The sequence below is a fragment of the bacterium genome, from assembly GCA_030530825.1.
GTDB lineage: Bacteria > Patescibacteriota > Saccharimonadia > Saccharimonadales > Saccharimonadaceae > Nanogingivalis.
In genome coordinates this window covers 411328-435046 of the sequence record JAUMUF010000001.1, presented here as the reverse complement: position 1 = coordinate 435046, position 23719 = coordinate 411328, and the positions used below count along the sequence as shown (strand labels likewise).

The 23719-nt window shown below is 43.0% G+C and carries 27 protein-coding genes, 1 tRNA gene and 2 pseudogenes; 24 read left to right on the top strand and 6 right to left on the bottom strand.

Annotation, left to right across the window (positions count from 1 at the left end):
* Positions 1 to 5 precede the first annotated feature (5 nt).
* The 5 genes from uppS (at position 6) to Q4A21_02375 (ending at position 4516) form a co-directional block, all read left to right on the top strand.
* Positions 6 to 716, top strand: coding sequence for a polyprenyl diphosphate synthase (gene uppS / locus Q4A21_02395; protein MDO4902385.1), 711 nt, complete (start codon positions 6 to 8; stop codon positions 714 to 716).
* Positions 713 to 1882 (top strand): M50 family metallopeptidase, encoded by a 1170-nt coding sequence (locus Q4A21_02390; protein MDO4902384.1) that lies wholly within the window; start codon positions 713 to 715, stop codon positions 1880 to 1882. The genes uppS and Q4A21_02390 overlap by 4 nt, the downstream gene beginning before the upstream one ends.
* Position 1883: 1 nt before the next feature.
* Complete coding sequence (locus Q4A21_02385; GenBank protein ID MDO4902383.1) at positions 1884 to 2666, top strand: type II CAAX endopeptidase family protein; 783 nt, start codon at positions 1884 to 1886, stop codon at positions 2664 to 2666.
* Positions 2667 to 2722: 56 nt separating this feature from the next.
* The gene (gene greA, locus Q4A21_02380; protein ID MDO4902382.1) at positions 2723 to 3184 is read left to right on the top strand and encodes a transcription elongation factor GreA; all 462 of its coding nucleotides are present in this window, start codon (positions 2723 to 2725) and stop codon (positions 3182 to 3184) included.
* Positions 3185 to 3265: 81 nt separating this feature from the next.
* Positions 3266 to 4516 (top strand): His/Gly/Thr/Pro-type tRNA ligase C-terminal domain-containing protein, encoded by a 1251-nt coding sequence (locus tag Q4A21_02375; protein MDO4902381.1) that lies wholly within the window; start codon positions 3266 to 3268, stop codon positions 4514 to 4516.
* Between the two features lie 45 nt (positions 4517 to 4561).
* Here the strand turns inward: Q4A21_02375 and Q4A21_02370 are convergent, their stop codons facing one another.
* Together Q4A21_02370 and Q4A21_02365 are read right to left on the bottom strand one after the other, a co-directional pair.
* Positions 4562 to 4714, bottom strand: a complete 153-nt coding sequence (locus Q4A21_02370) for a hypothetical protein (GenBank protein MDO4902380.1) — start codon at positions 4712 to 4714, stop codon at positions 4562 to 4564.
* A gap of 11 nt (positions 4715 to 4725) precedes the next feature.
* Positions 4726 to 5019, bottom strand: coding sequence for a hypothetical protein (locus tag Q4A21_02365; GenBank protein ID MDO4902379.1), 294 nt, complete (start codon positions 5017 to 5019; stop codon positions 4726 to 4728).
* A gap of 121 nt (positions 5020 to 5140) precedes the next feature.
* On the opposite strand from Q4A21_02365, the gene Q4A21_02360 reads away from it, so the two are divergent.
* The 5 genes from Q4A21_02360 to gltX all read left to right on the top strand — a co-directional run bounded on the left by Q4A21_02360 (position 5141) and on the right by gltX (position 11419).
* Entirely contained in the window at positions 5141 to 6652 is a 1512-nt protein-coding gene (locus Q4A21_02360) for an amino acid--tRNA ligase-related protein (protein ID MDO4902378.1), read from the top strand.
* Between the two features lie 9 nt (positions 6653 to 6661).
* Positions 6662 to 7006 (top strand): hypothetical protein, encoded by a 345-nt coding sequence (locus tag Q4A21_02355; GenBank protein MDO4902377.1) that lies wholly within the window; start codon positions 6662 to 6664, stop codon positions 7004 to 7006.
* A 95-nt stretch (positions 7007 to 7101) separates the two neighbouring features.
* On the top strand, positions 7102 to 8091 hold the full coding sequence (locus tag Q4A21_02350; GenBank protein MDO4902376.1) for an NAD(P)-dependent oxidoreductase: 990 nt from the start codon (positions 7102 to 7104) through the stop codon (positions 8089 to 8091).
* Positions 8075 to 9901 carry a DUF2207 domain-containing protein gene (locus Q4A21_02345; protein MDO4902375.1) on the top strand — a complete coding sequence of 609 codons (1827 nt, stop codon included), beginning with the start codon at positions 8075 to 8077 and terminating at the stop codon, positions 9899 to 9901. The genes Q4A21_02350 and Q4A21_02345 overlap by 17 nt, the downstream gene beginning before the upstream one ends.
* Positions 9902 to 9952: 51 nt before the next feature.
* On the top strand, positions 9953 to 11419 hold the full coding sequence (gltX, locus tag Q4A21_02340; GenBank protein ID MDO4902374.1) for a glutamate--tRNA ligase: 1467 nt from the start codon (positions 9953 to 9955) through the stop codon (positions 11417 to 11419).
* A gap of 50 nt (positions 11420 to 11469) precedes the next feature.
* On the opposite strand, the gene Q4A21_02335 is transcribed toward gltX, so the two are convergent.
* Complete coding sequence (locus Q4A21_02335; GenBank protein MDO4902373.1) at positions 11470 to 12288, bottom strand: alpha/beta hydrolase; 819 nt, start codon at positions 12286 to 12288, stop codon at positions 11470 to 11472.
* Between the two features lie 107 nt (positions 12289 to 12395).
* Between Q4A21_02335 and Q4A21_02330 the strand changes: the two genes are divergently transcribed.
* The 4 genes from Q4A21_02330 to Q4A21_02315 all read left to right on the top strand — a co-directional run bounded on the left by Q4A21_02330 (position 12396) and on the right by Q4A21_02315 (position 15406).
* Entirely contained in the window at positions 12396 to 13214 is an 819-nt protein-coding gene (locus Q4A21_02330; protein ID MDO4902372.1) for a histidine phosphatase family protein, read from the top strand.
* A 331-nt stretch (positions 13215 to 13545) separates the two neighbouring features.
* Positions 13546 to 14853, top strand: coding sequence for a UDP-N-acetylmuramoyl-tripeptide--D-alanyl-D-alanine ligase (gene murF, locus Q4A21_02325; protein MDO4902371.1), 1308 nt, complete (start codon positions 13546 to 13548; stop codon positions 14851 to 14853).
* A 3-nt stretch (positions 14854 to 14856) separates the two neighbouring features.
* Positions 14857 to 15069 (top strand): hypothetical protein, encoded by a 213-nt coding sequence (locus tag Q4A21_02320; GenBank protein MDO4902370.1) that lies wholly within the window; start codon positions 14857 to 14859, stop codon positions 15067 to 15069.
* Positions 15044 to 15406: an NUDIX hydrolase gene (locus Q4A21_02315; GenBank protein MDO4902369.1), complete on the top strand. Its 363-nt coding sequence runs from the start codon at positions 15044 to 15046 to the stop codon at positions 15404 to 15406. Before Q4A21_02320 ends, Q4A21_02315 begins: the two co-directional genes overlap by 26 nt.
* A gap of 26 nt (positions 15407 to 15432) precedes the next feature.
* Here Q4A21_02315 and Q4A21_02310 read toward each other — a convergent pair whose 3' ends face one another.
* Positions 15433 to 15966, bottom strand: a complete 534-nt coding sequence (locus Q4A21_02310; GenBank protein ID MDO4902368.1) for a TrmH family RNA methyltransferase — start codon at positions 15964 to 15966, stop codon at positions 15433 to 15435.
* Between the two features lie 97 nt (positions 15967 to 16063).
* Here Q4A21_02310 and Q4A21_02305 point away from each other — a divergent pair, with 97 nt between their 5' ends.
* From Q4A21_02305 to Q4A21_02295, 3 genes and pseudogenes are all read left to right on the top strand, one after another.
* Positions 16064 to 17692 (top strand): GspE/PulE family protein, encoded by a 1629-nt coding sequence (locus Q4A21_02305; protein ID MDO4902367.1) that lies wholly within the window; start codon positions 16064 to 16066, stop codon positions 17690 to 17692.
* Positions 17693 to 17765: 73 nt separating this feature from the next.
* Positions 17766 to 18104: pseudogene (rplS, locus tag Q4A21_02300) on the top strand (50S ribosomal protein L19).
* A gap of 131 nt (positions 18105 to 18235) precedes the next feature.
* On the top strand, positions 18236 to 18658 hold the full coding sequence (locus tag Q4A21_02295) for a hypothetical protein (protein MDO4902366.1): 423 nt from the start codon (positions 18236 to 18238) through the stop codon (positions 18656 to 18658).
* Here Q4A21_02295 and Q4A21_02290 read toward each other — a convergent pair.
* Together Q4A21_02290 and Q4A21_02285 are read right to left on the bottom strand one after the other, a co-directional pair.
* Entirely contained in the window at positions 18606 to 19580 is a 975-nt protein-coding gene (locus tag Q4A21_02290) for a ribonuclease HII (GenBank protein MDO4902365.1), read from the bottom strand. The genes Q4A21_02295 and Q4A21_02290 overlap by 53 nt on opposite strands.
* A gap of 2 nt (positions 19581 to 19582) precedes the next feature.
* Positions 19583 to 20197, bottom strand: a pseudogene (locus Q4A21_02285) (HNH endonuclease family protein).
* A gap of 155 nt (positions 20198 to 20352) precedes the next feature.
* On the opposite strand from Q4A21_02285, the gene Q4A21_02280 reads away from it, so the two are divergent.
* From Q4A21_02280 to ssb, 7 genes are all read left to right on the top strand, one after another.
* Positions 20353 to 20428, top strand: a tRNA-Gly gene (locus Q4A21_02280).
* A gap of 340 nt (positions 20429 to 20768) precedes the next feature.
* Complete coding sequence (locus tag Q4A21_02275; GenBank protein ID MDO4902364.1) at positions 20769 to 21068, top strand: hypothetical protein; 300 nt, start codon at positions 20769 to 20771, stop codon at positions 21066 to 21068.
* A 107-nt stretch (positions 21069 to 21175) separates the two neighbouring features.
* Positions 21176 to 21493 (top strand): transglycosylase SLT domain-containing protein, encoded by a 318-nt coding sequence (locus Q4A21_02270; GenBank protein ID MDO4902363.1) that lies wholly within the window; start codon positions 21176 to 21178, stop codon positions 21491 to 21493.
* A 14-nt stretch (positions 21494 to 21507) separates the two neighbouring features.
* Positions 21508 to 21720 carry a hypothetical protein gene (locus tag Q4A21_02265; GenBank protein MDO4902362.1) on the top strand — a complete coding sequence of 71 codons (213 nt, stop codon included), beginning with the start codon at positions 21508 to 21510 and terminating at the stop codon, positions 21718 to 21720.
* A 111-nt stretch (positions 21721 to 21831) separates the two neighbouring features.
* Positions 21832 to 22476 carry an ERF family protein gene (locus Q4A21_02260; GenBank protein MDO4902361.1) on the top strand — a complete coding sequence of 215 codons (645 nt, stop codon included), beginning with the start codon at positions 21832 to 21834 and terminating at the stop codon, positions 22474 to 22476.
* Positions 22476 to 23303 carry a hypothetical protein gene (locus Q4A21_02255; GenBank protein MDO4902360.1) on the top strand — a complete coding sequence of 276 codons (828 nt, stop codon included), beginning with the start codon at positions 22476 to 22478 and terminating at the stop codon, positions 23301 to 23303. The genes Q4A21_02260 and Q4A21_02255 overlap by 1 nt, the downstream gene beginning before the upstream one ends.
* A 9-nt stretch (positions 23304 to 23312) precedes the next feature.
* Positions 23313 to 23717: a single-stranded DNA-binding protein gene (gene ssb, locus Q4A21_02250; protein ID MDO4902359.1), complete on the top strand. Its 405-nt coding sequence runs from the start codon at positions 23313 to 23315 to the stop codon at positions 23715 to 23717.
* The last annotated feature ends 2 nt before the right edge of the window (positions 23718 to 23719 follow it).

Genomic DNA, 23719 nt, shown 5'->3' with positions numbered 1-23719 from the left:
TGAAAATGGAAATCCCATCGCATATAGGCTACATCGTTGACGGGAATCGTCGCTGGGCGCGGGCGAGAAATTTGCCCACGCTTCAAGGCCATAAGCAAGGTTTTGAGGTGCTGAAAAGTATTGTTGAAGTTACATTCTCTCGCGGGGTGAAATTTGTTAGCGCCTATATTTTTTCTACAGAGAACTGGAATCGCTCTGCGGAAGAGGTTAAATATTTGATGAATTTGTTTGAAAATTATTTTTCGAAAGAGATAAAAACGCTACACGAAAAGAACATTAAAGTTGTATTTTCAGGCAGTCGGGTAGAGAAAGTTTCGAAGAAATTGGTTAAAATTATCGAGCGAGCCGAAGAATTGACTCGTGCCAACACTGGCGGAACGCTGTGTCTTTGTTTTAATTATGGCGGACAGATGGAGATTTTGGATGCGGTGAAATCTTTGGCCGAGAAGATTGAAAAGGGTGAAATTACGGCTGGGGAAATTTCTAAGGAAAATTTCGAGCAGAATCTATACAATCCAGAAATTCCGCCCATCGATTTGATGGTTCGCACTTCTGGCGAGCAACGAATTTCTAATTTTCAGTTGTGGCGAATGGCTTACGCGGAAATGATTTTTCTTGATAAGTCTTGGCCCGAAATGACTGAGCAAGATGTGGATTTTTGCATTGAGAATTATAATAAACGAGATAGAAGAATGGGAGGGGATAGTAAGAAATGAATTTGATTTTGGGGATTTTAGTTGGACTTTTGGTTCTGACAATTTTGGTAGCACTACATGAACTTGGCCACGCTTATGCTGCGATCAAAAATGGCGTTGTTGTTGAAGAATATGGAATAGGATTTCCGCCAGCCGCAATTAAATTTAAGAAAAAGACAGATTGGATTTTACCAAAAGGTACACTTGTGTCAATCAACTGGTTACCTTTGGGTGGGTTTGTGAAACTTCAAGGCGAGCACGATTCGGACTCTGGTAAGGGCGATTATGGTGCGGCGAGTTTTTGGGGCAAAACGCAGATTTTGTTGGCTGGCGTGGCGGTCAACTGGGCGGTTGCGGCTATTTTATTCTCTATTTTGGCTATTTTTGGCTTACCAAAGATTCTACCTAACCAGTTTATGATTGCATCTGATGCACGAGTTACGGGTGGCGAAGTTGAGATTACGGAAATCGTTAAAGATATGCCTGCTGAAGTTGCCGGCTTGAAAACAGGCGATGTTATTCAAAGAATTGCTGGCGAAAAAATTTCTTCAACCGAAGATGTCGCGAGATTATCCAAGTCTAACACCGGTAAAACAACAGCCTTCGAGATTACTCGAAATGGCCGCGTAGAAGTAAAAAATGTTCAACTTCGCGCAGAAAATAAAGATAAGAAAGGTTTTGCTGGGGTCGGGACTTTCAAGAAGGATGAGCAAATTCACGCAACTTGGAGCGCGCCAATTGTTGGCGTTGGGACAACTGTACAGTTAACGGCTGAAACCTTTTCTGGCGTGGGCAAGATGGCTGGTAACTTTTTCTCTGGGCTTTTCGAAAAGATAATTCCAAGTGAATCTGCGCAAAAATCCGCCAATGCTAAATTGGATGAGGCTGGCAAGGGCGTGGCGGGCCCGATCTCAATTATGGGTGTGCTGTTTCCTAACGCTACGGCAATGGGTATTAAAATGGTCTTGTTTTTGGCGGCGGTGATCTCTCTCAGCCTCGCGGTGATGAATACTTTGCCGATACCAGCACTGGACGGCGGTCGTTGGCTTTCAACATTTATTTTTCGAAAGGTTCTTAAAAAGCCTCTCTCTGCTGAAACGGAAGAGAAGATCAACCTTGCCGGCTTTGCTTTTGTGATGGGACTTTCTCTTTTGGTGATAATTTCTGATTTTTTCAAGGTGTTTTAAGATGAAAAAGTTGGTCAAAAACGAATGGTTACGGCTTTTGTTTTGGATAATTTTTCCGCTTCTGGCTTATCAGATCGCTAAAATTTCAATATCGGCAATTTTTGGATTTCTAGCAAAGGATATTCTCAAAAATCCAGAAATTATTAAAGAAACTTTATTCTTAGGAATTTTTAATCTGGCATTTTTTTGTGTTATGCTAGGGCTTATTTTGTGGGTTCCAGCCAAAATCTTTGGTCAAAAAATCTCCAAAAAAACTCTCGGAACAGACAAACCTTTTGATTGGGCGGATTACGGCTGGGGTATTTTGGGCTTTGTCGTTTCGATTTTGCTGGCGGGAATCTTGAATCAACTTGCACAGAATTATTTGCCTGGATTCAGTGTGGGCGAAAAACAAGATGTTGGCTTTTCGCAAGTGGCACGACCGCTGGATATGCTGATTGCGTTCTTCTGCTTGACAATTTTGCCGGCTTTTGTAGAAGAGATTATATTTCGTGGGGCGATTTATGGGTCGCTTCGAGAGATTAAAATTTCAAAAAACCTCGGCAAAGTTAAAATCAAAATTGGTGGCTGGATCCTGGCGATGATTATTGCGAGCGTGCTGTTTGGCTATGCTCACGGTCAACTCAATGTGGCGTTGACGACCTTTGCTATGAGTGTGGTGATGTGCGTGATCCGCGAGAAGTTGACCGACTCGATTTGGGCCGGCGTAGTGCTTCATTTTTTGAAAAATTCAATCGCGTTTTTCTTGCTCTATGGATTGCCGATTTTACAATTGATGCGTTGACATTACGGGGTGGATTTGATATAATTTCGTGAACGAAACAAGGAGGATTTTATTTTATGAAACAGGTTTTTAATATTACAAAAATTGGAAAAGCAGAGTTGGAGGCTGAACTCGCAGAGTTGATTTCGCAAAGGAAGCAGATTTCGGAAGAGGTTGCGACTGCGCGTGAATTTGGTGATTTGCGTGAAAATAGTGAGTATGATGCCGCGCGCAAGAAGCAAGGCTGGGCAGAGTCTCGCATTCAAGAGATTGAGAATATTCTGCAGAACGCTGAGATTATTGGTGGCGGAGAAAAGGGTAAAATTGGCCTTGGTAACACTGTAAGTCTCAAAAATCTTGAGAACGGTAAGACTGTCAAATATTCGATCGTCGGTGCGGTTGAAGCCAACCCGCTTGAGGGTAAGATCTCCAACGAGTCGCCAATCGGTATTCAATTAATGGGCAAAAAACTCAGTGAAGAAGTTGAGATCTCCACACCAAAAGGCGCAATTAAATATCAAATTGAAGGTATTGCTTAATTTATGTAAATCTCTTTGAATTTTCGAAGAGATTTTGTTTTAAAAATTGAATTTCTCCCTAAAATCTGTTAAAATAAAGCAATGAGACTATCCAAACTTTTTACCAAAACTAGCAAAACTTCACCATCTGACGAGGTGGCAAAAAACGCCCAACTTTTAATCAAGGCTGGATTTATCCACAAGGAGATGGCGGGTGTTTATGCCTACACTCCGCTTGGGCTTAGTGTTTTGGAAAAAATAAAAAACATCATTCGTGAAGAAATGCTCAAAATCGGCAGTCAAGAGGTGATGATGACGACGCTTCAGCCTCGCGAAATCTGGGAAAAAACTGATCGCTGGGACGATCAAAAAGTCGATAACTGGTTCAAAACTCGCCTAAATGGTGGTGCAGAACTCGGTGTTGGTCTCACTCATGAGGAGCCAATTGTGGATATGGTTGGGCAATACATTAATTCTTACAAAGATTTGCCAATTTCGGTTTTTCAGATCGGAAATAAATTTCGAAATGAACTTCGCGCCAAGTCGGGTCTAATGCGTGGTCGAGAATTTTTAATGAAAGACATGTATACTTTTGCTCGAAACGAGGAGGAGCATCTCGCACTTTACGAGCAGGCGGTTGAGGCTTACCATCGGGTTTATATTCGGCTTGGCTTGGGTGACACGACTTTCCGCACCTATGCTGACGGTGGAATTTTCACCTCCAAGTTTTCGGACGAATTTCAAACTTTGAGCCCAGTTGGCGAGGATAAAATCTTTGTGGATTTTGACAAAAAAATCGCAATCAACGAAGAAATTATGACGGACGAAAATCTTCAAAAACTCGGCTTGAAGCGCGAAGATTTGGTTGAGCAAACTTCGATCGAAGTCGGCAATACTTTCCATCTCGAAAGCAAATATACCGACGCTTTAGATGTTTATTTTACAGATGAAAATGGCGAGAGAAAGTCTGTGATTATGGGTTGTTACGGGATTGGCGTGTCTCGATTGATGGGCGCGATTGCGGAGAATTTTGCGGATGATAAAGGTCTTGTCTGGCCAGAAAATATCGCTCCGGCGCAAGTTTATCTTGTTCAAATTGGTGAAAAATCTCGCGATTTGGCGGAAGAGGTTTACTCCGAACTTTTACAAAGTGACGCCGAAGTTATCTTCGATGATCGTGATGCTCGTCCTGGGCAAAAATTCGCCGATGCGGAACTTATGGGTATTCCATACCGCGTGACGATTTCTGATCGTTTGCTTGATGATGGCAGGTTCGAAGTTGTTTCTCGCGCGAATGGTAATCTTGAAATGCTCTCAAAAGCAGAAATTTTAGAAAAATTCTCCAAGAAATAAAAACCACCCGCTCGAATTGAGCGGGTTTTTGTTTGATTTGCGCCACTATTCCGCTGGTTTGTGAATTAGTGGAAGCCTGTTTTCTGGTATGGTGAAATTACCCTTCCAGAAATCTGGGTGCGTTCCTGCCGGCGAAGTGTCGGCGGGTTTTTTCTGGTGGAGTGTGGCGTAGCCTACGCCTTTTTGGATGTTTGCCATAAGCTTTCCCCCTATGTGCCGTAGCGACTCTTGCGAATCTCTCGCAACGCGCTAAAGTAAAGTTCGTGAATTGGCTTTTCAGCCCCAGAGATTAGCAAGATCTCTGAAATTGGTTTCGAAATCTGTTGATCCCAGTTTGCAAATTTTGGCCCAAACAAGCCAAGGTCGCTATTCCAGACCATAATTTTCGAAATCAGCACCGTGCCGTTTTCGAAGTGCTTTTCAACTTCGCCAACGGTGAATTTTTCGTTGTCGATTTCAATAATTTGGACGATGTCGCCAGATCTGAACCTTTTTTTCTTCACTCAAAGAACCTCCAATTTAAAGTCTCTCGACTGTGGAATAAAATTTATTTTAACATATTTTGAATTAAAAAGCAAGTTTTTCTGGAAATTTTCTCCAAAATGTGCTAAAATTGAAATAATTATGGCTACAATGAAAGAATTACGCGATGAGCGACTCAGAAAATTAGAAGAAATCCAAGCGCTGGGGCTTAATCCATTCCCAGCCGAAACTCACCGCACGGCGATGGCGGGCGAGATTATTGATAATTTCGAAAAAATGGAAGGGCAAACCGTATCTGTTGCGGGGCGAATTGCTGGTATCCGCAAGTTTGGTAAATTGGCTTTTATCGTGCTTCGAGATTTTTCGGGCAAGATTCAGCTTTTCATCACGGCGCAAAGTTTGGCGGAAACTTCTGTTGAGGGGAATCTTCTCGGCATTAAAAATTTGAATTTGCTGGACGCGGGCGATTTTGTTCAGGCGACGGGCGAAGTGATTCGTTCAAAAACTGGCGAAATTTCCGTGGCGACGAGTGAACTCAAACTTCTTTCGAAGTCGCTTCGACCAATGCCAACAGAGCAGGATGGATTTACTAATAAAGATGAGCGCTTCCGCCGTCGATATGTTGATATGAATGCCAATCTGGAAGTTCGCGACCGTTTTGTTCGTCGCTCCAAGTTTTGGCAGGCGACGCGTGATTTTTTGAATCAGCGTGGATTTTTCGAAATTAACATTCCCGTGCTCGAGCATACCACTGGTGGCGCCGATGCCAATCCGTTTGTAACGCATATGGATGCGCTTGACGATGCGCAATTTTACCTTCGAATTTCGCACGAATTGCCGCTCAAACGGCTCCTCGGTGCTGGCTTCGAAAAAGTTTATGACCTCGGTCCACGTTTTCGAAATGAGAATTACTCGGACGAGCATTTGCCAGAGCATATCGCGATGGAATGGTACGCTGCTTACTGGGACTGGCGCGACGGGATGGCTTTTCAAGAAGAAATGTTCAAGTATGTTTTGAGCGAAACTTTTGGTACTCTTCAGTTCCGCTTGGGAGAGTTTGATGTTGACCTTTCCAAAAAGTGGGAAGAATGGGACTACGCCGAGACGATCGAAAAGCGCTACGGCTTGAATCCTTACACTTGCTCGCTCGAAGAAGTTCAGGCGGCGCTTAAAGCCAACAATCTCGAAGTTGAAAAATCCGACAATAAATCTCGCGGAATCGACAAATTGTGGAAGAATATTCGAAAAGATGTGGCAGGGCCGATTTGGCTTATCAACACGCCGACGTTTATTTCGCCACTAGCTAAAACTCACACCGACCGCCCAGAAATGACGCAGCGTGCGCAAGTTGTGATCGCGGGATCTGAGCTCTGTAATTTGTTTAGTGAGTTGAATGACCCGATCGACCAATTGAATCGCTTTGTCGAGCAGCAAAATATGCGCGACGCAGGTGATGATGAGGCGATGATGCTCGATATTGATTTTGTCGAAATGCTCGAATACGGCATGCCACCAGCCTGCGGAATGGGCTATAGTGAGCGTGTTTTCTGGATTTTTGAAGGTGTGACTGCGCGCGAGGGCGTGCCTTTCCCGCAACTCAAGCATGAGGTTTCCGCCACGACCCGTGAGATTTATCCAGATTTGAAGTTTTAGGTATTTTGTATGATTCTTACAAAGAAATTAGTTAGAAATTTACTCACCGCTGTGGCGATTTTAACCATTTCTGCCACTGCTTTGATGATTTTTAGCGAGAAAAATCTTCATAACACAATTATTGATATAGTTGTGCTTCTGACTGGCTCGATTGCTCTGGTGATGGCGGTATTAACTGAGGCGGAACTTGAAAGAAATGCACGCCGGACGCAAAAACTTCACTCAGAGATTTCAGAGATGCTGATAGAAATCTGTGACATCAACCACGATAATGAAATTTTGAAGAAAAAACTTCAGCAGGAACTCAAAATCGACCAAGAAATTTCGAAGAAGATCGACCAACTTTCGAAATAAAAAATACTGCTCGAACTAACTTTCGGGCGGTGTTGTTTTTATAGAATAAACATAATCGCCTTGAATTTTCGGCTAAAATCAGTTAAAATATAATTATGAAAATTATTGCTTTTAGTGTTCGAAAAGATGAATTGCCATATTTTGAAAAATTTGCGGCGGATTTTGATATAACTTACGCCACAACAGAAAAAGAACTAACGGCTGAGACGGCGCATCTGGCAGAGGGCTTTGATGCGGTTAGCGTTTACACTTCTTCGCCCGAAGTTAATGACGCTTGGCCAATATTAAAAGAGTTGGGCATTGGATTTTTAACCGTGAGGACTTGTGGCTACGACGGATTAGATTTGGAATTGGCCAAAGAACACGGCGTAAAGGTTGCTAATGTGCCACGATATTCTCCGTCTGCGATTGCGGAATTTGCCGTGGCGCTGACACTATCTGTTGTGCGCAAATTGCCTCTTGCTCTCAGGCGCTCACGCGTTCAGGACTTCTCTGTTGGGGGACTGTTGGGACGCGAAATCAACACGATGACAATCGGAATCGTCGGCACTGGCAATATTGGTCGGGCGGCGGCACGAGTTTTTAAGGCTTTTGGTGCACGAGTGATTGCGTATGATCTATTCGAGAATGATGAAGCAAGGGAGATTGTTGAGTATGTTTCTCTCGAAGAACTCTTCTCCAGAAGTGATGTAATTTCGATTCACGCGCCCTTGACTGACGATAATTATCACTTCATCAACGACCAAACCATCGCCCAAATGAAAGACGGCGTAGTGATTATTAACACTGGTCGCGGTGGTCATATCGACTCGAGTGCGCTCCGAGATGGGCTTGTTTCTGGCAAAATTGCGGCGGCTGGACTTGATGTCTACGAATTTGAGAAGCAGTGGCTCAAAAAAGATATGAGCGGTCAGGTGATTCAGGATGCGATATTTCGAGATCTCAAGAATTTGCCCAATGTGATTATGACGCCGCATATTGCATTCAATACTGATGTAGCGGTTAAGAATATGGTGAAAATTTCGACGGAAAATTTGATAAGCTTCAAGAATGCGGGAGTGTGCGACAATGAAATTACTAAATAAAATATTTTCGAAGAAGAGTTGGGCGAATGCTTTCGCTCTTTTCTTGATCTTGTCGGTTGTTTTTCTGCCGCTTTCGGCTCATGCGCGTCGCTCGAAGGAGCAAGCCGATCCTCGCGTGAATGATTTTATTTTTTCTAAGTTTGATGGCGATTATGTGCTTAAGCGTGACGATAAGGGTAACTCTTATCTGGAGGTTACAGAGAATTTAACGGCGATTTTTCAATATGAAAATGTCAATCGAGGTATCGAGCGGGCTATTCCGCGTAAATTTGATGGTCGGATAATCTTTGATAATCAAGTTGAAGCGTTTCGAAATGGTAAGCCCGAGCGGATTGAGTTGAATCGTCGAGAGGGTGATTATAGTGTTTTCAGAATTGGAAATCCAGATATTTATGTTGCTCCTGGACCACAGGAATATACTTTAAAATATAAACTATACAATGTTTTTGCAAAAAATTCAAATAAATTGATCTTGAATACTAATGGTGCTCAGTGGAAACAGCCATTCGTGTCGGTTCAGGCTAAACTTACGGTTGATGATTCTGCTAAAAGTTTTTTGGCTGATGGGTTTGATTGTTATCAAGGTCGCGAAGGGTCGACTGAAAAGTGCTTAACCTCAAACAAGATATCTGATAATCAGTTTGTTTTTAATCAATTTAATCTTTTGGCTGGTCAGAATTTAACTTTTTCTGTCAATTTCAAAGACGGGGCATTCCCTCAACCAACACTGTCTACATGGGATTTTATTGAATCGATGATTGTAGTTTTAGCGGTTGCTTTGGTTGTAGGTCTATTGGCCGTATTGATTGCATCAATTATCTGGCGAATAAAAAAGAGCCGTGAAAATAGAATAAATAAATCTGTCGCGCCTCAATATCTGCCGCCAAAAATTGAAGAAATTGACATTCTCGATGCGGGTAATTTGATGAAATCTTCCAAAAAGCTCACCGCAGCGATCCTTTTCTTGGCTGTTAATGGCAATCTTAAAATTGTTGAAAATGAGAAGAAAGGTGTTTTTGGCCGTAGGGTTTTGACTTTTGAGAAGTTGAATGAAGATAATCTCAATAGAGATATACTTTCTCTTTTGAACAAGATTTTCATTGGCGGAAGCGAGACGGCCGACATTTCAAAATTGTCGCAAGGTAGGGCTCTGCAAATTCAGAGCGCTGTCGAGAATGCTGGATTTTACAGCACCAAATATTATGCCAAGATAGCCAAAGAAAAGCCATTTAAGATTTTTATGGGAGCGTTCTCAGGATTTATGGTGCTGAGTTTTGTGGCGTTTTTTACTGGCCTAATGTTCGAACACATCATTAATGCTTCCGTTTTTATACTTTTCGCAATTGTTTGTTTTACGATGTCGACTCTCGGCCAAATAGTTATAAATTCTAAGCAGAAGTCAAAACTCGGTTTTGAGATGGAAAACTATCTCAAGGGACTTAAAATGTATATAAGATTGAGCGAGGTGGAGCGACTAAAATTTAATCAGAGTTTTGAGAATTCTGAGAGATTTAAGGAAGAATTTGGCGGCTCTCGTGTTAAACTGTATGAAAAATTATTACCTTGGGCTGCGCTCTTCGGGCTTGAAAAATCTTGGTCTAAATTTCTTGAGAAAGAGTTTGCCACTGAGAACTACTCTCCAGTTTGGATTGGCGCGATGAATGGATTTTATATCGGAAATATAGCCAGTTCAATCAACTCAATTTCTTCGACTGTTAATAGTTACTCTTCTTCGATTTCGAGTTCAAGCGGTGGCGGCGGAGGATTTTCTGGCGGCGGCGCTGGCGGTGGTGGAGGTGGAGGTTGGTAAAACCTTTGTCCCAAGATTGAAATTTTCTTCGAAATTTGCTAAAATTAAGAAATGAAAGCAAGAACTCGATTTGCGCCAAGCCCAACGGGCTACATCCATGTTGGGAATGTTAGGAGCGCACTTTACCCATATCTTATCGCCAAGCAGACTGGTGGTGATTTTATCCTTAGAATTGAAGACACAGATCAAGCGAGATTTGTTGAAGGCGCCGAGGATTTGGTTCTAGAAACTCTAAAATGGCTCAGGCTTGACTGGGATGAGGGTCCGATTTTGGGTGAAAATTCTCTTGAGAACGGAGAATTTGGTCCTTATCATCAGACTGAGCGTCGTGAAATTTATCTTAAATGGGCTCAAAAATTGATAGAAAAAGGTTTGGCCTACGCTGATCCATATTCTCCAGAGGAAGTTGAAGAATTTCGCAATCAGGCTAAGGCGGATAAGCGCGCCTTTCTGTTTCGTGATCATCGCCCAGAAAATCCACCTCAGTGGCAACTCGGAATGCCTCTTAGGTTTAAAACGCCAGAAATTAAGCGCTACACTTGGCGTGACGCCGTTATGGGCGAACTTTCTGCTGGTCCGGAGGCTTTGGATGACTTTATCTTGATTAAGGCGGATGGTCTGCCAACTTATAACTTCGCTCATATTATTGATGACTTCGAGATGAGGGTTACGCACGTTATCCGCGGGTCGGAGTATGTTGCATCTACGCCTAAGTATCTCTCTCTTTATGAAGCGCTTGAGATCACTCCACCGGTTCTTGCGCATGTTCCGCATATTCTTGCGCCTGCAGGCAACAAAAAACTTGGCAAAAGAGACGGAGCTAAAAGTGTGAGTGAGTATCGTGATGAAGGAATCTTGCCCGAAGCAATGCTTAATTTCTTGGCGCAACTTGGTTGGAATGATGGAACTGAAGAGGAGATTTTCTCGCTTGACGACTTGGTAGAAAAATTCTCGCTCGATCGTGTGCAGAAATCTGGAGCAAGATTTGACGAACAGCGACTTTTATGGCTTAATGGGCAGTGGATTCGAAAGATCTCATTGGATGATTTGTTTGAGCGAGTTAGAGAATTTTGGGGTCAAGAAGCCATGAAGTCGACAGAAGATTTCAGGAAGAAAGTTCTCAGTCTTGTGTTTGACAGGCTTAAAACTCTTCGTGACTTGCCGGCTGCGAGTGAGTATTTTTTCACCGAGCAGAAGCCAAATCTTGAGATGATCTCAGGTAATAAGCAACTTAAAAAAATTGAAAAATCGCAGATTGTGGATATTCTGTCATCTGTTATTGAAAATTTCCAAGCGATTTCAGCCGATGATTGGACGGCAGAAAATCTCCAAAAATCCCTCAATCATCTGCTTGAAGAATTGAGTCAAAAGCCAGGGATTTTATTCCAGATTGTGCGGATTTGTTTGACTTGGGCGCCATTCTCGCCAGCGCTTAATGATACTTTGGCGGTTATTGGCCGAGATGAGAGTATCAAGCGTCTCGAAAATTCTCTTCAAGAAATAGAGAAAAATTTATAAAATAAAATCGCCTTTTGTCAAATATAAGACAAGGGCGATTTTAATTGATTCTATTGATGAGTTTTGAGATTGTCTCGGATTTCTCGTGCGATAATTTCTGGTATCTCTATTGGGGCTAAATGTCCTGTGTCGAGGCTGATAATTTTGGTTTGCGGGAAGTATTTTGCTTTATTCTGCTTGGAGAGAGGCAATGTTAATTTGTCGCGGCTCCCGTGGAAAATCATTGAGACGGCAGAATATTCGCCAGAAAAGAACGGCTCGCTCAGCGGAATCTGAGCCATTTTGGCTTGTCGGGCAAATTTTAATGGTGAAGCAAAACTAAAAATCATGTTTTCGAACACATTTTTAACAGATTGAGCGCGCCAAATTTTAATCAAGAATAGCGCTTTAATTGGTGAAAATATCGGTAGATTGGTTAAGGCCCCGATTGCTGATATAGAATTTATTTTCACGCCCAGAATTGCCTTTGATGGGGTCTGAAAAACTGGATTGATGAGTGCGGTTGGGATTCTTTCGGAAAAGTCTTTTGAAGGAGAAAAGCATCCCATTGAATGGCACACGATCAGAGAGATTGCCCCAAATCGTTGCTCTATCTTCTCCATTATTTCTCTGTTCCAGTTTCTTAAATCTTCCGCTTTTTTTATTGATAGAAAATCGCTTTTACCGTGATTGGGCATTTCGAGAAGCAGAATCCTGAAATCTCGCGCCAATTCTCGCCCCAAAAAACTCATTCCGTAAGCATTTCCGCCAAAACCGTGTATCAAAACGGCGAGCGGCTTATTGTCTTTTTTGGAAATATAAAAAGAAGTCTTCAATCCATTCTTATCTGTCAAAAATCCGTGCTTTAAGGAAGTGGAAAATTCATTCATAAAACTATTTTACACTCTTTGGATAAAAAATCAAGTTGTTGAAAATATGGCAGGATTATGATATAATGCGGTTATGTTTACAGGTGGGCAAAACCAAGGAGATACGCGTGGCTAATCCGTTGAGGCTTGTTTTGGTGCGTCATGGCGAGAGTGAGGCCAACACAGTGCAGAATGCACAAAAGCGGGGTGAAGTATCGCCGATTGAAGACGCTCTCTCCACGCGCGCAGATTGGAAGCAGCGCCTAAGTCCTAAAGGTCGAGAGCAGGCTCGAATTGCTGGCAAGAAGTTGCGAGAGATTTATGGCGATTTGGAATTTTTTGATGCGCATTATGTTTCTCCATTCATTAGGACGCGTGAAACTGCTGTTTTGATTTCTGGTCAAAAACAAGTTAAGTGGCGGATTGACGATAGACTGTCTGAGAGAATTTGGGGTATCTATGGCGCTGTTTCTCGTGCGGAGCAGAGGTCGCATTTTCCGCTGACCGCTAAACTTGCCAATGACGATCCGTGGTATATCAGATACGATGGCGGTGAGAGTCTTTTTGATGTTTACAATCGGTTCAAAGCCTTTCAGTCTAAATTATGGCGTGAAAATTCTCGTCAAAATGTCTTGATTGTTGCGCATAAACAGTTAATCCAGACGGCTTGCTACGATATTGAAAAATTATTGCCTGAAGATTGGGATAAGATTTGGGAAAATAAAAAATACGACATTCCTAATTGTGGCGCGGTGGAATTTTCTCGAGTGAATCCGCTCGATTCGCGTGATATTAGAGAAAACTTCTCTTGGCGAAGGTTTCTTGATTTGGGCGGTGGCAAAATTCCTTCAGAATTTCAAAACTGGGAAGAAATCGGCGGGGATAAGGCATTTTTGACGGATGAATTATCCTCGCAAATCATAAATTATCGTCCATTTATGGATTAAAATTAGATTTTTGAACTTTTTTCAGAAAAAGTGTTGACACTGTGAAATGCTTATGCTATACTCTTAAATATAAGTTGATGTGCTAATCAAGGGCGATTGTTATATTTTCATCTCCTAAATAGCACTTATACAAAACAAAATTAAAAAAATAAAAACAAACGCCCCTGGGTGGGCGCACATCAGCAAAAAGAAAATCTCGCGGTTTGTTGTTAGGTCGTGAGATTTTCATTTTTTTTTTTTTTTTTTTTTTTTGTGACAGATTTTGAATTTCGAAATTAAAATCTCTTTATATTTTGAAACGCAAGCGTTTTGTGCTATAATATCGGAGATTATGTTTAAGCAAAGAATCACAAAAAGACTCGAAAAATATGTTAAAAAATACCTCATCAAGCACCCTGACATTAAGTTGATTGTGGTGGCTGGATCTGTTGGTAAGACAAGCTCTAAGTTGGCTATTGCTACGCTTTTGAGTGAAAAATATCGCGTGCGACTTCACGAGGGCAATCACAATACGCATCTGAGTGCCCCTTTGGCGATTTTGGGGATTGATTTTCCGGGAAATCCAAGGAATTTTTGGCAGTGGCACAAAGTTTTTAAGGCGGCGAGACAAAGAATCAGGGCGCAAAGCGCGACTGAGCCAGAAATTATTATACAAGAACTTGGTACGGATAGACCTGGAGACATTGAGAAGTTTGGGCAATATTTGAGTCCTGATTTGGCTGTGATTACTGCGGTAAGCCCTGAGCATATGGAGTTTTTTGGGTCGCTGGATGCGGTGGCACAGGAAGAACTTTTTGCTGCTAATTTTTCTAAAATTGCTCTAATAAATCGTGATAGCGTGGCGGCGGAATTTTCTAAATATTTGACGAATTCCAATTTTAGCACTTATGGTGCGTTGGTGTCAGCGGAGTACAACTTCGAAATTGATGATTTTAATCTGGTTGATGGCTATGTCGGAAAGGTAAACTCGCCAGAATTTGGGCAATTTCCAGCCAAGGTTAAGGTCTTTGGCGATCATTCGCTTTTGCCGGTGACTTCTGCTGTGGCTGTGGCGGTAAAGATGGGGCTTTCTCCGGATGAGATCGTATCGGGACTTGGTAAAATTCAACCTGTTCCTGGTCGGATGAATTTCTTGCGCGGGGTGGAAAATTCTCTGTTGATAGATGACACATATAATTCTAGTCCAGCGGCTGCTGAAGCGGCGCTTCGAGCACTTTACAGTCTAAATGTTCCATCCAGGATTGCGATTTTAGGCAGCATGAATGAACTCGGCGTTTCCAGTGCGCAGGAGCATCAAAAACTCGGCGCTCTGTGTAACGGTGCGATGCTTTCTTGGGTTTTGACTGTTGGAGATGAAGCGGAGAAGTTTTTGGCACCGGCGGCTCGGGCCAACGGTTGTCAGGTTAGAAGTTTCCGCACGGCGATTGAAGCGGCGACTTTTGCACATAAAGTCCTTGAAAAGGGATCGGCGGTACTTCTAAAAGGCTCGCAGGGTGGGATTTTTCTCGAAGAAGCCACCAAGGTTTTACTTCACAATCAAGAAGACGCGCGATTTCTTGTGCGCCAAGATAAAAAATGGCTCGAAGAAAAACGAGCGTTTTTCGAGAGTTTTTCTCAGTTTGAAGAGGACGAAGTTTAATTTATGCCAGAAATTATAGCAATTGTCAATGAGCAAGATGAGGTCATTGACTCGGTTGATAAGGATAAATTTGATAAGAGTACTGGTCAAATTTACCGAACGGTCGGCTTATTTTTAATCAATAAAGATGGTAAAATTTTGATCCAGCAGCGATCGTTGAGTAAAAAAAACTTACGCTGGGGAATGGGATATTACTGGTGCTGCGGGTCATGTTGACTTTGGTGAAAATTATGTTGAAGCAGTTATTCGTGAGGCGGAAGAAGAGGTCGGCTTGAGGCTCGAGAATGTAACTTTTTTGAGTAAAACTTTTGGCGAATATCCTGGAAATCGTCGCCGATTTACCGCGATTTTTATGGCTGTGGTTGATTTTGAAGTTGAAGATTTGACGATTTCTAAAGATGAGGTTGAGCAAGTCAGACTTGTGAGTTTTTCTGAGCTCGGGCGTATGATAAAGTCTAGCGAGATGAATTTTACAAAATATTCATTAAGTAATTTGGCGGAGAATCAAGAAAAGATTGTTGAATTTTTATCGACAAATAAAATCGAAGCGTAAAATCTTGCTTCGATTTTTAGGGGGAATTATTCACACGCGATTTTATAAAGCGCGATGCCTGCGGCGACAGAGACGTTGAAGCTTTCTTTATGGCCGAACATCGGAATTTCGAGGATTTGATCGCATTTTTGTATCAACTGTGGCGTGATGCCATGGACTTCTTCGCCCAAAAGCAGGGCGATTTTTTCTGTTGACTTAAAATCTTTGAGTGGAGTTGAGCGCTCATTTTGCTCAAGCGCTACCACTGTAAATCCTTGTAATTTTAACTCTGAAATCGTTTCGAAAATATCATGCGATACTTCGAAAGGGGCCAGATCTTCTGCGCCGAGGGCGGTTTTGGCGATTTGTTTAGTTAGTTTTTCAGCGATAAATGGTAGGCGCTGAGTCCTGGAAAAATCTTCATTTGGCAAGGTAGGAAAGGGCGTATATCCGCTAAAAATAATCTTAGAAATGCCAAAACCCTCGCTGGTGCGAAAAATCGCGCCAACATTATGCGTGGAGCGAATATTGTGCGCAAGGACAACAATTTCGCGCGCGGGCTTTTGAAAAGTTTTCTTCATTATTGATATTTTAACAGATTTTGAAGGAGAAAAAAAGAGTCTCTTGGCCCGCTAGAAAAATTTGAAAAAGTAAATTGCTTGTGGTAAAATAGTGATGATGAATGAGCAAGAAGTTCAACAGCGTCGACGCGAGCAGGAAGAGCAGGCGACCGCCAAGCGAGCGGATATTTTGGGGCTGAATTATCTTGATACGAGAGATTTTGAGGATACTTTTCAACTTCAAAAAGATCTTTTTACTAAAGAGCAGATGTATGCTGGATTTTTGGCGGGGCTTCAGACTGGGTCGGTTGAGCCGCATGTGCCTTGGCGAGTTATGATCACTTCTCAGACACCACGCAATATTATCTCTAAATTAACTAAAAAATACGCTGATATTGGCGGGACGATTGAATTTTATTTGATTTCCGAATTTGCCTGGAAGAAAATCATGCGGCGCTACGACCCGCCAAAAGAGGTGATTTATGATGATATCGAGATCGCGAAAGAAGGCGATAGCGTTACTTTGGCGGCTGTTTCCCAAACGCTTAATAATGTGGCGAGCGATAAGATTTTTGATTATCTAATCGATCAGGCGGATAGGCTTGGCGCGAGCGACATCCATATCGAGAACCAACGACATTCGATCCGGATTCGAATGCGTGTTGATGGCGCGCTTCACCCTGTGGCGGAACTTTCTCGAGATCGTTATCGCGTGATTATGGGTGAGTTGTCGAGTCGCGCTGGCGTTTCGATCGCTTCGAGTAAGTCTCAATCAGGGCATATCCAGAAAGATATTTTTCGAGATGGTTCTTCTCACCTCTTAAATTTGCGTGTCGAAACCGTCCCAACGATGTACGGCATGGACGCGGTGCTTCGACTTTTCAACTTTGACGAAAGCATGCTTCAACTTGATCTTCTCGGCATCGATCCGGCGCAAAGGGCGGAAATTGATGAAGTTATCTCGCACCCGCGTGGAATGGTGCTGATGGTTGGGCCAACTGGATCTGGTAAATCGACGACGCTTTATTCTATGTTGAACGCGCTCAATACTTTGGATAAAAAAATAATCACGCTTGAAGACCCGATTGAATACGGCATCGGCGGGATTTCACAGATTCCGATTGATACCACTAAAGGTGCGGTTTTTGCGGATGGCTTGCGATCGGTGCTTCGACTTGACCCAGATGTAGTGATGGTTGGCGAGATCCGCGACGTGGATACGGCGCGCACGGCGATTCAGGCTTCTATTACGGGTCACTTGGTGCTATCAAGTTTTCACGCAAACTCTACTGCTGCCGCGTTTTCTCGAATGATTGATATGATTGGCCACAATCCGATTTTTTCAAGCGCGATTAGGCTTTTGATTGCGCAGAGACTTGTTCGAAAATTAGACAATAATAAACAAGCCTATCAGCCAGATGAAGTAACCAAATCTTGGGTTAGAAAGGTGATGGCTGGCGTTTCAATAGATAAGTTGCCGCAAGATATCTCTGGTGATTTTACTCTTTGGAAGCCTGTGGTGAGTGAAGAAAGTCCTTTTGGCTACAAAGGGCGCGCAGTAGTAATGGAACAAATGGTGGTTAATGAAAATATCGCGGCCTTTCTTCGTGGAGAGCGCGGAATCATCTCAACTGAAGCGATTGAGGCTCAAGCGCGCGAGGATGGAATGCTTACGCTTCTTCAGCAGGGCGTGGTGATGGCACTGCGTGGCGAGACGACTTTAGAAGAAGTTAATCGCGTGATTTAGCCCTTTACTTTTCTCCAAAAGTTTGATATAATAAACCTTGAATTGTAAATATTAAAGTTAAAAGTGAGTAAATATGAGTTTTGAGTTAATCAAAAAAGTTAATGACGCACAGAAAAAGCCAGCAGTTTTGGACGTAAAATCTGGCGACACTGTTCGCGTTCACCAAAAAATTAAAGAAGGTAACAAAGAGCGAATCCAGATTTTCGAGGGTGTTGTGATACGTACAGATCGCAAACAATCCCACACTGCTCGAATCACCGTTCGAAAAATCGCCAGCGGTGTTGGCGTGGAAAAATCTTTCCTTCTTCACAGCCCATTGGTTGAAAAGATTGAAATCGTTCGCCGAAGTAAAGTTCGCCGAAATTACCTTTCATTCTTGCGTAATCGAAGCGGTAAATCTGCTCGCCTCAAACCAGTTGCGTTTGATCGTGAGGCTGTAAACACTTTGCCTGAAGCGCCAAAGGCTGAAGAAGTAAAAGAAGAAGTTGCTGAAGAAAAAGCGGAAGCCTAATCTTATAAAATCCACTCGCTAGGGGTGGATTTTTGATTGAAAAAGTATTGCGGTTATGGTATAATTTAATCATTATGATACTTGCCATTGATGCTATATTTAGATTTGATAGTCCCGTGTATGCGTTTATATTTATAGTAATTGATATTTTTGCTATTTCTGTAATTGCAACTTTGCTGTCAATTACTAAAAGATTATCTGAGTTTAGCGCTCTGAGAGCAATGTCTAAATTCTTATTTTTTGAGGTGTGTGCTGTTGTGGCGTTGTCGGTATTTGACGTTTTGGCTTTTATTCTTTTACTTTTTATTTCTCCTGGAGGGATTTGGTACTGTTTAATTTTCAATCTGGATGTTTTTCTAGTATTCTATATCGTCGAGCGGGTTTTTGCGGAACCTAAACGTGCTAATAAATCTCAAAAAGATCTCGAATCTCAAAACCGTCCCCCTCAACAATAGCGCCGAGAAGTTGCATTTCGGCATTCTTTATTGAATTTTGATGGGCGTATAATTCTGCAGAAAAGCGCATTTGCTCGATTTTTTTCTTGGAAATAGCCGCCTCGCCCCCGCCAAAATCCGCATTTTTGCGATATTTTACTTCTGTAAAATAATAAGTTTGGCCCAATTTGGAAACGATGTCGATCTCGCAAAATTTAGTGCGCCAATTTCTTGCTAAAATCTCGTGGCCCTGCATGCGCAAAAAATCCGCGACCTTTTCTTCCGCCTTATCGCCGAGTTGCTTGGTGGTGATTTTGGTTTGTTGTTTTTGCTCTTGTGGTGGTGAAAATTGTTTAGGAATTTCCGCCACAGGCTTAAAACTCTGTCGATGTTGAGAACTCGCGCCGTACTTAATCAGCGCTGAGCGATGCTTGGCGGTGCCGTAGCCGGCGTGATTTTCAAATCCATAATGAGTAAATTCAGGATTTTTGGCGAGATCGCTCATTAGATTATCGCGATAAACTTTGGCGTAAATTGCTGCGGCTGAAACGCTCGAAATCAGAAGATCCGCCTTTTTGAGCGTTGAAGTGTGGGCTTCGAGTGGGGTGCTGGCGAGAAAATTGATAGTCCCGTCGATGATGATTTTGTCGAATTTAACGTCTTTTTCTCGACATTGGATTTGGATTTTTTCGACAGCGCGGCGAGTGGCGAGTCGTAGGCTTTTGGCGAGACCAATTTGGTCGATTTCGGCAGAGGAGACTTCACCCAGCGCAACAATTGCGGGCGAATTTTTGATTTTTTTCGCCAGAACTTCTCTTTGTTTTTTAGTTATAGCCTTGCTGTCGGTAAGGCCGTCAATTTCTGCGCCGTTCAAAACGCACGCACCGACCACCAGCGGACCAGCCCATGCGCCACGGCCAACTTCGTCAATGCCAAGAATCACGCGCAAGTCTCCAGCACGGATGATAGGGCGGATTTTTCCGACAAGGTCACCCAGAGAGAATATTTTTTCTTAACTGAAATTTGTCGCTTAACATATTGGCAACGGAAATTCTTGTTGGGCGGAAGCCAAGTTGCGGCATCGCTGTCTCCCTTTTTCTGGTTGGCATCACCTTCTGAGGCCAAAAGGTTGAGTGGGTCGTTGGCAAGTTCAATTCTTCTCGAAAATTCCAGATTTTGTGCGCCTTTTTGCCAGGCATCGCTGAGCGCCACGACGTGGTCGATTTGGACCGCTGCTGCGTTTTTATTTCTTTCAAAATGAATTTCTTGGCCGGTGTAGGGGTCATTGAGGATACCTGTTAAGATTTGGCACTTTGAGTTTTCGGTTGTGTTTTTTAGATCGCGTTTTAAGATTCGATTGCGTGTGTCGCAGCCGCTCGCGTCTTTTTGCCAGCCGTCGCCAAATTGCTTGCGTGAATAGCCAGTCTTGGGTGCGCGACCTTTAACTTCGAGACTTTCTAAGTCTGTTTTGACTGAAGAAATTTCTTTCGAAGCGGCAGAATTAGGCTCGGTCTTTACTTTATTTTGGTAGAAATTTTCGTTAAAAACAATCCCGGCAATTGCCACAATTCCAGCGACAATAAGCGAAACTAATCTGCGCCTTCGAAAAACTTTATCCATAAGCCTTATTATACAGGATTTTTGGCGAGATTTCGAGAGGATTTTTAAAAAAATGCTTGACGCGCAAGGAATAATTTGATAGAATAAAAACATACGCGGGTTTAGCTCAGTTGTTAGAGCGCTTCCTTGCCATGGAAGAGGCCAGGAGTTAGAGTCTCCTAACCCGCACCACATGTAGAATTAAACAAGCCATCTACAAGGATTTACCTTGCAGGTGGCTTTTTCTTTTATACAAAATACGGCACGCGCTGCAAGGCGTGTCGTATTTTGTTTATCCAACTGAGGTGAGTATTTTGTAGATAGTCGCCCCTGCGGATAAGTGAAACCAAAGAAAACACACACCTTAACAATCAGGCATTATATCAAACCAAGCAACCTTCCCAAAGTCGCCTAATCAGTAATTTATAAGAGGTCAGACAGATAAGAAGATTGCTTCAATCGAGGGGTTCATTTCGGTCGGTAGTTGTCCACCCGCTATCGGTCGAAATGAGCCTCTCGAAAAGGAAATTTTATGAAGAAAATATCAGAAGACGACTTCGAACTAAAGTTTGAAGAAATCAAAAATGAGAAAATCGAAATCGTCGAACCAATTAAAACACAAAAAGGAGAAAATATGAAAACACCAAAAACTATCAATAAGATTAAAAATTTTGACTTTAACCGATTCTTTGGCAATCTCGCAATGATCATTATCGCAATTGCCGCAATTCTCGCCCTCGGCTTCTACCTTGGCGCAGAGCATCAGAAGAGAATCAACCAAGATTTTAACCAAAAAGTCTCGGAGCAAGTTCGAAATTTAAGTCAAAAGTAAGCCCAAAGGTTGCGGATTCCACGCCAAAACCTTCGCCTAAAATCGAAACTGCGCCCCAACCCCAAGCGCCGGCTCTAACGGAGAAAAAGCCTGCGCCCTCGCCCCAAATCTCGCGAGTTCACAGGAGTTACGGGCGGTGTGAAGAGTTTCGATCTGAAGTCGAAAAATACCCGTGGGATACGCCAACAATGCTCGCCATTATGCGCGCCGAATCCGGCTGTAACCCGCTCGCCGACAACACCGGCCTCAACCGAGATGGCACCGTTGACCGCGGATTATTCCAGATCAACAGCATTCACAGCTACCCCGCCCAAATGCTTTTCAACCCTGCGCAAAACATCCAGATCGCCTACAAAATCTGGCGAAGTCAAGGATACCGCGCGTGGAGCGCATACAACTCAGGGGCTTACTTAAAATTTAGATAATCAAGGAGTCAGAAATGGAACAACAAATACTCACCAATTTTTGTAAATTTATGTTTGATGAAGGCCTTGCCACGATTCAGTTTGAAGATGGCGAATACTTCGTAAATTTTGATGAAGACGCCGTCAGTGGATTTCTCAACGAATACGCCGACAGCAGCGGACTTTTCGACCAAGAAGAACCTGCCAGCATTGAAGCATATCACGAATATTGGAGCAAAGGATTTTAATATGAAAATTCAAGTTAAATACATACCAAGTGAAATAATTTTTCGAACTAATATTTTTACAGGCAAATTTGAAGAAGTGCCGTTTTAATTTTAAGAAACAAGGAGTCAGATATGGAACCAAAAATTAGTAAAGATTTAAGTCAAAAACTCAGCCAAATTATTTCGAAATTGAAAGCACCAAAAAACCAACGCAACAAATTCGGTAGCTACAATTACCGCTCGTGTGAAGATATTTTGGAAGCAGTCAAACCGCTACTGGTTGAAAACAATTTAACCTTGACCATCAGTGATGAAATTATTGTGTTGGGCAGTGGCGCAAGTTCAAAGACCGGAGGTGATGAGGTTTTTGGCGAAAGGTTTTATGTTAAAGCCACCGCCAAGTTAACGGATGGCGAACATACAATCGAAGCTTCGGCTTTTGCTCGCGAAGAATTTAACAAAAAAGGTATGGACGCGAGCCAGATCACCGGCTCGGCCTCATCTTATGCGCGAAAATACGCCTTGAATGGTCTCTTTTTGATCGATGACACCAAGGACGCCGACGCCACCAATACTCACGAGAAAAAAGCCGCAAAACCTGCGCCAGCCCCAAAGCCCACCAAATTCCAAATAAACCCAGAAGATCGCCAAAAAATTGCGGATTTCTTGCTGGACAAAGGAATTTCGCCGGGCAAAATCCAAATCCGTCTCGACAAAATTAAATCTCAGGCGGAAGTGGATGAAATAATTCTACAAATTGAAAAAGGAGCCAACTAATGGATAATCAAATCACCAAACCGTTCGAAACTGAGGCGGAACTCAGACTAACTTCGAAAAACCTCAAAGATAACGCCCAAGCCCTCACCATCGAGGGCGAGGCTGGCGTAAAAGAAGCCAAGGCATTAAAGAAGCAAATCGCCGCTTACACCAAAGATGTCGCTGGCAAGCGTCTCGACTTCACCCGCCAACTCGACCAAATCAAAAAACAAGCAATGGATTTGGAGCGAGAAATCGTGGCGGACGCCAAAGACGCGGATGAAATTGTTCGAAGCAAAATGCTTACTTATGAGCAAGAACTCGAAGAAAAACGAAAAGCCGAAGAAGCCCGCCTCAACCAAATCGCCAAAGATTGGGAAGCGGCAACCGTGGCTCTGGCGCCAAAAATTATCGACGAAGAAACTTTGGAAGAAGCCAAAACTCTCGCCATTGCCCACTTTGACGGCATTGCGCCAGCAGATCAAAAAACGCCAATTTTGCTTGCGGCCAAGGCTCGCCTGCTTGCCAACTTCGAAGAGCAACTGCTCACCATTCAGCGAATTATGAAAACCGAAGCAGAACGCGTTCAACTGGAGATCAAGCAAAAAGAAGAGCAGATCGCCCGCGCGCTTGAACTTGAAAAAGCCCAAAAAGTCGCCGCAAAAACCAACGCCGCACCAAGATTTGGCGCCCGCACAAAATTGGTCATCGAAATCACCAACCCAGACCTCGTGCCACGAATTTTCTGCACGCCAGACATCGCCAAGATTCGCGATTTTGCCAAGAATAAAAACATCGCCGAACTCGAAATCCCCGGCGTAAAATTAACCGAAGAACGAACAATTTAAGGAGAAAAAATGTCATTCAGTAAAGTTATTCTGCTCGGAAATCTCACCCGCGACCCAGAACTCAAAACTACGCCAAACGGCGCAAATCTTGCCAATTTCACGGTGGCAGTCAATCGAAACTACACCGCTCAATCTGGCGAAAAACAGACCGAAACCGCCTTTATCGACTGCGTGGCGTGGGGTAAAACTGGCGAAACAATCAGCAAATATTTTACCAAAGGTCGGCAAATTCTGGTCAGCGGTCGCCTCAATCAGCGAATTTGGCAGGACAAAGACACCGGCAAAAATCGCTCCGCGCTGGACATTGTGGTTGAAGAATTTAGTTTTGTGGCTGATGGCCACAAAGCCGAACCTAAAAACGATAATTCACCAATTTCAGGCGATTCGATCGACCTAAGCGACATTCCATTCTAATG

Bases quoted from the DNA above. Each gene is read 5' to 3' on its own strand.
- murF (MDO4902371.1), top strand. From the start codon at position 13,546: ATGTTTAAGCAAAGAATCACAAAAAGACTCGAAAAATATGTTAAAAAA.
- greA (MDO4902382.1), top strand. From the start codon at position 2,723: ATGAAACAGGTTTTTAATATTACAAAAATTGGAAAAGCAGAGTTGGAG.
- ssb (MDO4902359.1), top strand. From the start codon at position 23,313: ATGTCATTCAGTAAAGTTATTCTGCTCGGAAATCTCACCCGCGACCCA.
- Q4A21_02335 (MDO4902373.1), bottom strand. From the start codon at position 12,288: ATGAATGAATTTTCCACTTCCTTAAAGCACGGATTTTTGACAGATAAG.
- Q4A21_02320 (MDO4902370.1), top strand. From the start codon at position 14,857: ATGCCAGAAATTATAGCAATTGTCAATGAGCAAGATGAGGTCATTGAC.
- Q4A21_02255 (MDO4902360.1), top strand. From the start codon at position 22,476: ATGGATAATCAAATCACCAAACCGTTCGAAACTGAGGCGGAACTCAGA.
- Q4A21_02310 (MDO4902368.1), bottom strand. From the start codon at position 15,966: ATGAAGAAAACTTTTCAAAAGCCCGCGCGCGAAATTGTTGTCCTTGCG.
- Q4A21_02370 (MDO4902380.1), bottom strand. From the start codon at position 4,714: ATGGCAAACATCCAAAAAGGCGTAGGCTACGCCACACTCCACCAGAAA.
- Q4A21_02345 (MDO4902375.1), top strand. From the start codon at position 8,075: ATGAAATTACTAAATAAAATATTTTCGAAGAAGAGTTGGGCGAATGCT.
- Q4A21_02350 (MDO4902376.1), top strand. From the start codon at position 7,102: ATGAAAATTATTGCTTTTAGTGTTCGAAAAGATGAATTGCCATATTTT.
- Q4A21_02275 (MDO4902364.1), top strand. From the start codon at position 20,769: ATGAAGAAAATATCAGAAGACGACTTCGAACTAAAGTTTGAAGAAATC.
- uppS (MDO4902385.1), top strand. From the start codon at position 6: ATGGAAATCCCATCGCATATAGGCTACATCGTTGACGGGAATCGTCGC.
- Q4A21_02360 (MDO4902378.1), top strand. From the start codon at position 5,141: ATGGCTACAATGAAAGAATTACGCGATGAGCGACTCAGAAAATTAGAA.
- Q4A21_02385 (MDO4902383.1), top strand. From the start codon at position 1,884: ATGAAAAAGTTGGTCAAAAACGAATGGTTACGGCTTTTGTTTTGGATA.
- Q4A21_02375 (MDO4902381.1), top strand. From the start codon at position 3,266: ATGAGACTATCCAAACTTTTTACCAAAACTAGCAAAACTTCACCATCT.
- Q4A21_02355 (MDO4902377.1), top strand. From the start codon at position 6,662: ATGATTCTTACAAAGAAATTAGTTAGAAATTTACTCACCGCTGTGGCG.
- Q4A21_02390 (MDO4902384.1), top strand. From the start codon at position 713: ATGAATTTGATTTTGGGGATTTTAGTTGGACTTTTGGTTCTGACAATT.
- gltX (MDO4902374.1), top strand. From the start codon at position 9,953: ATGAAAGCAAGAACTCGATTTGCGCCAAGCCCAACGGGCTACATCCAT.
- Q4A21_02305 (MDO4902367.1), top strand. From the start codon at position 16,064: ATGAATGAGCAAGAAGTTCAACAGCGTCGACGCGAGCAGGAAGAGCAG.
- Q4A21_02265 (MDO4902362.1), top strand. From the start codon at position 21,508: ATGGAACAACAAATACTCACCAATTTTTGTAAATTTATGTTTGATGAA.
- Q4A21_02260 (MDO4902361.1), top strand. From the start codon at position 21,832: ATGGAACCAAAAATTAGTAAAGATTTAAGTCAAAAACTCAGCCAAATT.